This window comes from Geminicoccus flavidas (genome assembly GCF_009806515.1).
GTDB lineage: Bacteria > Pseudomonadota > Alphaproteobacteria > Geminicoccales > Geminicoccaceae > Geminicoccus > Geminicoccus flavidus.
In genome coordinates this window covers 1-10,330 of sequence record NZ_WUJP01000351.1, presented here as the reverse complement: position 1 = coordinate 10,330, position 10,330 = coordinate 1, and the positions used below count along the sequence as shown (strand labels likewise).

The 10,330-nt window shown below is 60.9% G+C and carries 10 protein-coding genes and 2 pseudogenes; 4 read left to right on the top strand and 8 right to left on the bottom strand.

The window, feature by feature from the left end:
- Together EQG76_RS09800 and EQG76_RS09795 are read left to right on the top strand one after the other, a co-directional pair.
- Positions 1-262 (top strand): annotated as a pseudogene (locus tag EQG76_RS09800) (hypothetical protein); the annotation flags it as partial.
- Positions 263-364: 102 nt separating this feature from the next.
- On the top strand, positions 365-955 hold the full coding sequence (locus tag EQG76_RS09795; RefSeq protein ID WP_159712893.1) for an exopolysaccharide biosynthesis protein: 591 nt from the start codon (positions 365-367) through the stop codon (positions 953-955).
- Between the two features lie 35 nt (positions 956-990).
- Here EQG76_RS09795 and EQG76_RS09790 read toward each other — a convergent pair whose 3' ends face one another.
- The gene (locus EQG76_RS09790; RefSeq protein WP_159712891.1) at positions 991-1,530 is read right to left on the bottom strand and encodes a hypothetical protein; all 540 of its coding nucleotides are present in this window, start codon (positions 1,528-1,530) and stop codon (positions 991-993) included.
- A 209-nt stretch (positions 1,531-1,739) separates the two neighbouring features.
- On the opposite strand from EQG76_RS09790, the gene EQG76_RS09785 reads away from it, so the two are divergent.
- Together EQG76_RS09785 and EQG76_RS09780 are read left to right on the top strand one after the other, a co-directional pair.
- Entirely contained in the window at positions 1,740-1,955 is a 216-nt protein-coding gene (locus EQG76_RS09785; protein ID WP_159712889.1) for a ribbon-helix-helix domain-containing protein, read from the top strand.
- On the top strand, positions 1,949-2,314 hold the full coding sequence (locus EQG76_RS09780; RefSeq protein ID WP_159712887.1) for a type II toxin-antitoxin system VapC family toxin: 366 nt from the start codon (positions 1,949-1,951) through the stop codon (positions 2,312-2,314). The genes EQG76_RS09785 and EQG76_RS09780 overlap by 7 nt, the downstream gene beginning before the upstream one ends.
- Before the next feature lie 510 nt (positions 2,315-2,824).
- Here the strand turns inward: EQG76_RS09780 and EQG76_RS09775 are convergent.
- From EQG76_RS09775 to EQG76_RS09745, 7 genes and pseudogenes are all read right to left on the bottom strand, one after another.
- A complete protein-coding gene (locus EQG76_RS09775) occupies positions 2,825-4,024 on the bottom strand; it encodes a hypothetical protein (RefSeq protein WP_159712885.1) in 1,200 nt (399 codons plus the stop codon).
- 162 nt (positions 4,025-4,186) lie between these two features.
- Positions 4,187-4,902: pseudogene (locus EQG76_RS09770) on the bottom strand (nSTAND3 domain-containing NTPase); the annotation flags it as partial.
- A 339-nt stretch (positions 4,903-5,241) separates the two neighbouring features.
- On the bottom strand, positions 5,242-7,107 hold the full coding sequence (locus tag EQG76_RS09765) for an ABC-F family ATP-binding cassette domain-containing protein (protein WP_159712881.1): 1,866 nt from the start codon (positions 7,105-7,107) through the stop codon (positions 5,242-5,244).
- Positions 7,108-7,137: 30 nt separating this feature from the next.
- The gene (locus EQG76_RS09760) at positions 7,138-7,362 is read right to left on the bottom strand and encodes a hypothetical protein (RefSeq protein ID WP_159712879.1); all 225 of its coding nucleotides are present in this window, start codon (positions 7,360-7,362) and stop codon (positions 7,138-7,140) included.
- A 204-nt stretch (positions 7,363-7,566) separates the two neighbouring features.
- Positions 7,567-8,415, bottom strand: a complete 849-nt coding sequence (locus tag EQG76_RS09755) for a carbohydrate ABC transporter permease (RefSeq protein WP_407925522.1) — start codon at positions 8,413-8,415, stop codon at positions 7,567-7,569.
- Between the two features lie 19 nt (positions 8,416-8,434).
- The gene (locus EQG76_RS09750) at positions 8,435-9,364 is read right to left on the bottom strand and encodes a carbohydrate ABC transporter permease (protein ID WP_159712875.1); all 930 of its coding nucleotides are present in this window, start codon (positions 9,362-9,364) and stop codon (positions 8,435-8,437) included.
- A partial coding sequence (locus tag EQG76_RS09745) for an ABC transporter substrate-binding protein (RefSeq protein WP_159712873.1) occupies positions 9,346-10,330 on the bottom strand: 985 nt, incomplete at its 5' end. The genes EQG76_RS09750 and EQG76_RS09745, both read right to left, overlap by 19 nt.

The window sequence follows — 10,330 nt, the reverse complement described above, 5'->3', positions numbered from 1 at the left end:
GCGGCTCGGCATCTTCGCGCCCTACACGCTGCGCGACCGCCAGTCCTGGTACTGGTATCTGAGCCGGGCGGAGAAGGCCCAGTTCGACAAGGCCTGGCCCGAGATCGCCGCCTGGTTCCGGCGGACGGTCAGGAAGTTCGCCCGGGGCAACGAGGCCAACACGTACACGCTGCCGGGCGCTCCGCACTATGTCTATATCAACAACGAGGCGGAGGTCGTGCGCTGGATGCGCAAGTTCCTGGGGATCCCGCCGAGAGGCTGATCTGACGAGAGAGACCTGACCCCGCTTTCCCGTGGCCCGGTTCCTCCATGAGGCGGAACTGTTCTGCGGAGAAACGTGTTGGGAGGGCCAGCAAGGTGAAGCATGGCCCAGGAATCCACCCACACCCTCAGCGACACGCTCGACCAGCTGGAGCAGGCGGTCCAGGGGGAGCACATCACCGTCCAGAACGTGGTCGAGCAACTTGGCGACCGGTCGTTCGCGGCGCTGATGCTGATCTTCTCCCTGATCTCCACCTCGCCGGCCAGCGCCATTCCCGGCATCACCGCGGTCGTGGCGGGGATCGTGTTCATCCTGGTCGTGCAGATGGTCTTCGGGCGGAAGACCGTCTGGCTGCCGGGCTTCATCACCCGCCGGCGCATGTCCAGCGCCAAGCTCTGCAAGGGGATCGGCTGGCTGCGCAAGCCGCTGGGCTTCGTCGAGCGGTTCCTGAAGGCGCGGCTCACCTTCCTGGTGCACCGCCCCTGGATCCTCCTGCCGCTCCTGCTGATCCTGGCGCTGACGCTGTTCATGCCGTTCATGGAGGTGATCCCGACCTCGGGCTCGATCGCCTCGGCCGTGATCGCCCTGTTCGCCGCCGGCCTCCTGACCCGGGACGGCGGCCTCGTCATCCTGTCGCTGATCCTGCTGCTCGCGGTGCCGGTGGTCGTCTGGCAGTTCGGGTTCAGTGGCTGAACGGCCGCGTATTCCCCGCTTCCATCGGCACCACCCTAGCGTTCGGGCGCGGGGGCCGGGGCGCGGGTGCCAAGGAACATCCGCGCAAGCGTGCCGTCACCGAGCGCCTCGTTCAGGACGCGCAGGGCGAAATAGGGGAACAGCACCAGCAGCATGATGACGATCCCGGCGATCGTCTCCAGCAGGCGGGGGCCGACGAGCTCGCCCAGCGAGGTCGCGATCGACCGGCCGTGGAACAGCCCGACGACGGCTTCCTCGACGAGGGTCAGCACGATCAGCAGCACCAGGAAGGCGAAGGTCTTGTGGAGGGTCGGCCAGATCAGCGGGCCGTCCATGGCGCGCTCGCCGATGCCGATGGCGCGGCCGGCGAGCATGAACTTCGCCAGCACCAGCGCCTTGACGATGGCACTGCCCCAGGGGGTGATGTCCATGCCCTGGGCGTGCAGCGCCGCAGTCTGCATCAGGATCACCGCGCCGAGCGTGACATAGAGATAGGCGGACAGGAACAGGAATTCCCGGAACTCGTGCAGGGCGCGCTGGCGCAGCGAGGCTCGCGCCTTGATCTCCGTGGTCATCCTGACCTCCTGCTGCAATCCGCTTCCATGCTGCGGCATGCGGCCCGCGGATGGCGGCGGATGCCGGTCCCGGGAATCCTGGGCGTGATCGCGTTGCCCGGGGACTCTACCAGAAGAATGGCCAGAGTGGCCGCTGCAGAACCGGCGATGTTGTCTCGTCTCCGGGCAATGATATATGTTATGTATATAAGGCAATACAGGCAGGGGCGATGCGAACGCTGGTGGATCTCGGGGACGCGCAGGTCCGGGCACTCGACGAGTTGGCGAAGGCGGAGAAGCGGTCGCGGGCCTCGCTCATCCGGCAGGCGATCGAGGACTATCTGGCGCGGCGGCGGGCCGGGCAGCAGGACGACGCCTTCGGCCTGTGGGGCGAGCGCCGGCAGGACGGCCTGGCCTACCAGGAGAAGCTGCGCGGCGAATGGTGAAGGCGCTGTTCGACACCAACATCCTGATCGACCACCTCAACGCCGTTCCGGAAGCGCGGGCCGAGTTGCGGCGTTACGAGGCCAAGGCGATCAGCATCGTCACCTGGATGGAGGTCATGGTCGGCGCCGAGCCGGACCTTCAGGCGCCGACGCGCGGCTTCCTTGGCGGGTTCGAGGTGATCGGGATCGAGGAGCGGGTGGCGGAGCGGGCGGTGAAACTGCGGCGCAGCCACCGGATCAGGCTGCCCGACGCGGTGATCTGGGCGACGGCGCAGGTGCATGGCCTGCTGCTCGTCACGCGGAACACGCGGGACTTTCCGGCCGACGATCCGGGGGTGCGGGCGCCCTACATCCTGTAAAGCTTGTCAGGATGGAAAGGTACTGGAATGCAAGACCTGCCCCCCATTTCTCCTGATCCCATCTCCCCGATAGCGGGAAGGTGCCGCGCACCTTCCCATTTTGAAAGGTCCTGGAACGCAAGACCTGACCCTATTCGTCCCGTGCCCCGCCAGGATGCGGTTGGGCCAGTTCCAAGCAAAACGTTAAGTTTCCGACTGGGGGCTGACGCGATCCACGGCGGTCTGATTGTCGTTGGGGCAGTCGGATCAAGCTGCCGGACGCAGTAACCTCGGCGACTGCGTAGATGGATGGCTTTCTGCTGGTCACGCGGAACACATGGGGTTTCCGGCAGACAATCCGGGCGTGCACCCTATGTCTTGTGAACCTCTCGGGAGTGGGAAGGTGTTGGGATGCAAGACCTGACCCCATTTCCCCGGCAGGTGAGCAGGCACTTGACCGATCCCCGGTTGCGCTCGCTGCGGCATGGTCGGCCGCATATCTGCTCCCTGTGGCGCCATGAGGAATGACAACTAGCTTCGCCTATTAACCAGTGATGCGAACAATCTTGAAAGTGCGATATCATTGAATTCTTCCTTGGGCTCTCCGCGGCTATCGAGCAGTTTCGGCTGTTCTAAGTCGGATGTATCAGCTTCTATTTCTTCAATGCGAGCGCCGATAGCTTTGCGAGCTCTGCTAAGGGATCCGCCAGAAATAGAAAACTCCGAAGATAATTTATCAATCGCCTCTGTCAATTCCTCTAGCTCCGAAACAGATTCAACGGATTCCACGAGATATTCTATCTCATTTACAGATGACACAATGCAGGTGCGGATAGTGTCCATTACTTCATCCCCAAGAAAATCTTCATAGCCAGATGCAGCATCGCAGATCCTATTTAGATCCTCTAAAGGCGCTGAATGATCTAGCATGTTAATGATACACATCCGAAGTTGGGCAACAAGGTTCTCAGATTGCGGAAAATCAACAAGTTCGCCTTCAGACAAATCAATTATATAACGTATCAAAGTTTCTCCATCACGCCACACCACCAGATGATGACGAACACTCCTCGCAACGTCAATAATGGCATCAACAAAATCATTCAAATGGGTCAGTTTATACCACTCAAAAAGAAGATCAAGGCGATTAGAAAACAATAAATCATCCTGCTGATAATAATTTTCTTTTCCATCAAGCGGGCGTAGATACGGGAGCTTGCTGAACTTTCTGCCAATTTGGATAAAGCTAGCGGCGAGTTTTGCTAATTCGGTCTCTGAAGGTTTCCTATCCTTTGCATGCTTCCAAATTGAACTTGCCCAGTCAGCCCTCGGAGCTGCACTTGCCAAATCAGTGAGTAGATCAAAATTTCCAAGATAATTTCGCAGATAGTCTCGAAGGGATGGATTGATAAAATCCACCGTCTTGCCTCTAATATTTATAAAGCCATTTTCAAGTGTGCGTAAGGAATTCTCGTAGTCATCAAAGTGAAGTTTTATCATATAAGTCTTACAAATACAGGAGTGGATCGCCTTAAATATTTGGGAGAGCTCTGAAATTTGCACACCATACTGCGAGCAAAAGTACATACATATTAACAAATGCTGATCACTGGGTGAAATATGAGTCCGGAACGCTGTATCCCAAAGCTGATGTGGTTCATTTAATGCCCGCAGGAATGCCTCTGGATACTGCGCTGGAGTAACTTCACGCAAATGCAGAATATCCGTCATCCACTCTATTACACGGGGATTGTAATTTTTATGATCGACAACTTTTTTTAATGTAGATATCTCGCAAATGTACCTCATGTGTTCGGGCGTTAATCGCGAAGCGAAAAGATGATTGTGCAGAATTCGAGCTTTATTTCGACGAGTGTAAATTCCCACGTCTAATACGTACTTCAATATATCAAGTCGTTTGTCCCCTAAATGTTCAGAATGTCTTCGAGCTTCCTCAAATATGTATGATCGGGTAGTAAGTATAAAGCGAGAATTCGGGCTATTCCGGACCATGCGTATGAAACGGCTCAAATCTGAGTCTTTCGCCGCTAGAGATTTAGTATCTAAAGCAACCCTTCCTAGAAAATCGTCGAAAAAAATATCTGCCTATGTTTGTCTTGTATGGAAGCGAACCCGTCATCAAGACTTCGGATCGCACTAAACTGCCAGCCTCTACCGATATACGCATAAGAAAGCATTTCTGCTAGAGTACTTTTTCCTACGCCCGGAGGGCCGGAAATAATAAGAACATGATTGGACTCTAAATTTTCTTGAGCATGCTGAAAACTTGGGTTCGGGGCATAAATTTTGACTTTATTATGAATTTCTGCCTGCGAAACCGCAGTGTAGTTCAAAGATGTCGATCGAATTATCTGCTCTAGTACGGCAGAACTACTGAGCCACAACTTTATATGAGACCGCTCAATGTCTGGATACTCCCGTAGTAGCGCATTCAATTCGTCACGTCCAAAAATATCTGAAGTTTTGCAGATCGCAGCGCCTATAATCTCGACGAGAATGTCTTTCCTTGGTGGAGTAAGAGATTGCGAAGTCGCCAAAATGTATCGGGCAGGATTTAATCGATCGATTTTGATACGCTCGCGTTTCATAGTTGACTGAAGGTTTCGAAAAGACGAGCCCGCATAATGCTTGGCTTGAAGAACCGTCAGGCGGGACCCTGCGATGTGACGGCCGTCCATGCCATCGTCAGGTCCGGCGCCGAAAGCTTCAAATGCAATGCCAAGCCTGCGGCCAACAAGATCGCGTGCCAAATCTTCGAAATCTGCATGACTCAGGCTGGAGAAGTTATATTCCATGGATGAGCGGCCCAGAATCGATTGTGATAACAAGAACAGGATTCCGAATAGCTTTTATCTCATTCCCATACCAATAAGTATATTAGGACCCTTAATGTGAGCAGGTTTAGGGACGGCTCTCGCCAATTTCGCTTATTCCCGCTCAATCCCCTCAATCTCCTCCAGCAACTCCAGCCACTTCCCCTCCGCCTTCTCCAGCCCGTCCAGGTACTCCGCCTTCTTCTTCCCGAGCCCCTCCAGGTCGATCCCCTTCATGTAGCTCTTGGGATCCGCCAGCTTCCCGTCGATCTCCGCGATCGCCGCCTGGATCCGCTCGATCAGCCGCTCCAGCTTCGCCGCTTCCTGCCGAAGCGGCGCCAGCTTCTGGCGGCGCTCGTTGGCGCTGCGCTTGGGCGTGGCGGCTTCCGGTGCCGGCGTGGCCGGCTTGGTGGCAGCCGCGCGTTCCGCCAGCATGTGCTGGCGGTAGTCGTCGATGTCGCCGTCGAAGGGGGTGACGCGGCCCTTGTCGACCAGCCAGAGGCGGTCGGCGGTGAGTTCCAGGAGGTGGCGGTCGTGGGAGACCAGGACGACGGCGCCGGGGAACTCGTTGATGGCCTCGATCAGGGCCTCGCGGCTGTCGATGTCGAGATGGTTGGTGGGCTCGTCCAGGATTAGGAACTGCGGGTCGTGGCAGGTGATCATGGCGAGGTTCAGGCGGGCCTTTTCGCCGCCGGAGAGGTTCTTCGCCGGCGTGATCGCCTTGTCCTGGTTCAGGCCGAAGCGGGCCAGGCGCGCGCGGATCTTCTGCTCGGGCGTGTCGGGGAGGAGGCGGCGCAGATGGGCGATGGCGTCGGCCTCGGGCGTCAGGTCCTCGATCTGGTGCTGGGCGAAGAAGCCGGTCTTCAGGCCGCGGGCGCGGGTGAGCTCGCCGGTCATGGGCTGGAGGCGGTCGGCCAGCAGCTTGGCGAAGGTCGACTTGCCGTTGCCGTTGGCGCCGATGAGCGCGATGCGGTCGTCGGGGTCGATGCGCAGGGAGAGGTTGGTCAGGATCGGCTGGTCGCCGTAGCCGACCGAGGCGCGGTCCATGGTGATCAGCGGCGGGGGCGGGACGTCGGGGGTGGGGAAGTCGAACACGACGTCCGGCTCCAGCACCTCGGCATCCAGGACCGGCATCTTCTCCAGCATCTTCAGGCGCGACTGGGCCTGGCGGGCCTTGGTGGCCTTGGCGCGGAAGCGGTCGACGAAGCTCTGCAGATGGGCGCGCTGCTCCAGCTGCTTGGCGCGGGTCTTCTCGCGCAATTCGCGCTGCTCGGCGAGCTGGCGGCGGAACTGGGTGAAGCCGCCGGTCCAGGTGGTGAGCTTGCGGTTCTCCAGGTGGACGATGCGCTCGGGCACGGCGTCGAGCAGGTCGCGGTCGTGGCTGATCAGGAGCAGCGAGCGCGGGTATTTCGCCAGATGCTCAGTGAGCCAGAGCGTGGCTTCGAGGTCCAGATGGTTGGTGGGCTCGTCCAGCAGGAGCAGGTCGGGCTCGGTGAACAGGACGCCCGCCAGCGCCACGCGCATCCGCCAGCCGCCGGAGAAGGAGGAGAGCGGGCGGTGCTGCATCTCGTCGTCGAAGCCCAGGCCCTTCAGGATGACGGCGGCACGGGCCGGGGCGGCGTCGGCGCCGATCTCGTGCAGGCGGTTCTCGATCTCGCCGATGCGCATGCCGTCGGTGGCGGTGGCGCGCTCGGCCATCAGGCTAGCGCGCTCGCGATCAGCGGCCAGCACGCCTTCCAGCGGTGTGAGCGAGCCGCCCGGCGCCTCCTGGGCGACGATGCCCAGCCGGATGCCCGGCTGGAGACGGACCTCGCCAGCATCCGCATGCCACTCGCCGGTGATCAGGCGGAACAGGGAGGTCTTGCCGGTGCCGTTGCGGCCGACCAGGCCATAGCGGCGGTTGGCTGGCATGTGCAGGCTCGCATCCTCCAGGAGCGGGCGGCCGGCGATGCGCAGGGTGACGTCGTTCAGGTCGAGCATGGCGGCAGGAGGCCTGCCAGCGCGCCCGCGTCAAGAGGGGAACAGCGTCCCCGCTGGCGTCGGCCCACCATGATCACCGACACTGGCCTTGCCGCGCTGCCGGCCACCGACCAACGAGCGCAACGCCAGGCCCGCATCCGTGATCTGGGCGGACAACTGGTCGATCCGCTCCATCAAATGCGACAGCCGATCAAAATCCACATCGGGCAGGTCGTGCTGCGGCACGTCCCTGCGTACAGGCATCGACAACGTCATCAGGCCCCCCGCCGGATGAACTTGTATATCTCTAGTTACACAGGAAGTTACGAACTTGAAAAGGAAAAATGATTCTACAGCGCTATCTGCGTCTGCCGGGCAACAGGGGCAATGATGGGGCGCTTGACTGGCCGAGTTCGGGATCTGGGATAGAAATCCGTCGGAACTAGAAAAGTTGCTAATGGGTAAAACCTTGCAGCATCCTCAACCTTTCACTGCGCCGGCCGTGAGCCCCTGGACCAGGTAGCGCTGGATGACCGCGAAGAAGGCGCAGGCCGGGATCAGCGCCAGCACCGCCGCGGCGGTCATCTGGCCCCAGTCGACCGAGAACTTGGAAACGAAGGTGAGCAGGCCTACCGGAAAGGTCATCCTCGTCTCGGTGGAGATCAGCATCAGCGCGAACAAGAGCTCCGACCAAGCGGCGGTGAACACGAAGCCCAGCGTGGCGCCCATGCCCGGCAGGGTGAGCGGCAGGATCACCCGGCACAGGGCCTGGAAGCGGGTGCAGCCGTCGATCATCGCCGCCTCTTCCAGGTCCTTGGGAATGCCCTCGAAGAAGCTCTGCATCAGGAAGGTGGCGAACGGCGCGTTGTAGGCAGTGTAGACCAGGATAAGGCCCATCAGGCTGTCGACCAGGCCGAGCGGCGTCATCAGCCGGTAGATGGGCGCGATCAGCATCACCAGCGGGAAGATCTGGGTCAGCAGGAGGAAGAAGGCCACCGCGTTCTTCCAGCGGAACGCGAAGCGAGAGAGCGCGTAGCCGGACAGGCTCGCCACCACCGTCACCGCAGCGGCGGTGCCCAGCGAGACGACCACCGAGTTCAGGAAATACCAGGGAAAGTCGGTGGCCCCGAGCACCGTCGTGAAGTTGCTAAGCGTCGTGCTGCTGGGCCACAGCCGGATGCCCTCGCCGAACAGGAGGTCCGTCGGGGTCACCGCGATCTTGACCAGCCAGAACAGCGGGAACAGCGCGGCCAGGATATAGAGGGCCAGGGCCAGCCAATGGCCGCACAAGCCCAGGCGGCGGCGAAGCTGCGAGGTGCCGGCGACCACCATCAGGATGCGCTTTCCATCAAAAGGCGCTCCGGAGCCGGCGGCGCATCTCGAGAATCAGGATGGCGTAGAGGAACAGAAGCGCCAGCAGCACCATGGACAGGGCCGAGGCATAGCCGAAGTCGAGCTTACGGAACGCCACCGTGAAGATGTAGGAGGGCAGGATCTGGGTCTGGTTGGCAGGTCCCCCGCCGGTCATCACCACGACCAGATCGCCGAAATTGGCGATCCAGATGGTGCGCAGCAACAGGGTGATCGCGATGGTCGGCACCAGGTAGGCCAGGGTGACATGGCGAAAGCGCGCCAGCATCCCGGCCCCGTCGATCGCGGCCGCCTCGTACATCTCGTTCGGGATCGACTGCAGCGCCGCCAAGATGGTGATGGCGAAGAACGGGATGCCCCACCAGACGTTCGCCGTGATCGGCCCCCACATGGCGAGCGCCGGATCGGCCAGGATGTTGTCCGGGCTGGCGAGCAGGCCCAGGGCGTGGAGCCAGTGCGGGAAGGGCCCGACTACCGGGTTGAACAGCCAGGCGAACGTCAGGCCGGACAGGAAGGACGGGACCGCCCAGGGCAGGAACACGATCGCCTGGACCAGCCGCTTGCCCTTGAACTCGCGCCAGAGCAGCAGCGCCAGGCCCAGGCCCAGCACGAACTGGAGGATCAGCGAGGCGAACGTCCACCACAGCGTGTTGACCAGCGCCTTCCAGAAGATCGGGTCGTTCGCGATTGCCTGGAAATGGGCCAGGCCCACGAAGCCGCGCTTGAACGGGTTCAGGATCTGTACGTTCTGGAAGGCGAAGCCGATGCCGACGATCAGCGGGACCAGCATCAAGAGGGCGATCAGGACCAGGGTCGGCGAGAGATAGGTCCAGGGCTCGGCGATCGAGCGGAAGCTCCGGCGCCCGGCCGGAGCTTCCCCGGCAAGCCTCAGCGCGCGGCCAGCCATTTCTTCTGCGCTTCCGTGAGATAGGCCGCCCATTCCCTGGCGACGTCCTCCGGCGTGCGCTGCCCCAGCAGCATCTCCTGGCCGGCCGAGATCGAGATCTGGTCGGCGAAGAAGCCGAACTCCTCCAGATAGGTGGGCATGGCGGTGAGCTGCCAGCGCGGGTCGTTCAGCTCGGTGAACCAGCCGCGATACTGCTCGGTGTCGAAGAACGGGTCCTTCTCCGCCCCCTTATGGATCGGGATCACGCCCACGACCTTGGCCCATTCCAGGTTCATCTCCGGCGAGGAGAGGTGGGCGATCAACTTCCAGCTCTCGTCCTTGTGCTCGGATGACGAGAACATCGCCCAGCCGGCATAGCCCATGGTCGGGAAGGACTTGCCGCTTGGCCCCAGCGGCATGGGTGCCACCGCGAACTTGTCGGCCGGCATGCGCTCGGCCACCGCGATCAGCGCGTCCGGGTCCTGGTCGAGCATGGCGCAGGTGCCGGAATAGAAGCCGGCCACGATCTCGTTGAAGCCCCAGTTGACGCTGTCCTTCGGCACCAAGCCCTCCCGGTACATGTCGGCCAGGATCTGCAGGCCGCGCACCGCCTCGGGCTTGTCTAGGGTCGAGTTGCCCTCCGCGTCGAAGAACTCGTTCGAGCCCAGCTCGTTCAGCATGAACATGATGTAGCCGTTGGTGGCGCCAGGACCCCCGCGCAGGCAGTAGCCGGTCTTGCCGCCACCCAGCGCCGCAATTTTGCGCGACGCCTCGACGAACTCCTCGGTGGTCTTGGGCGGCTCGGTCATCCCGGCTTCAGCGAACAGCTCCTTGTTCCAGAACATCGCCCGGATATAGAAGCCGTAGGGGATCATGTAGGGCGTGTCGTTGTACCAGGAGCCGAACTGCACCGCGCGGTCGGTCAGCTGCTCCGTGATCGGCCAGTCCTTCAGGTACGTCGAGAGATCCTCGAGCTGGCCGTTGGCG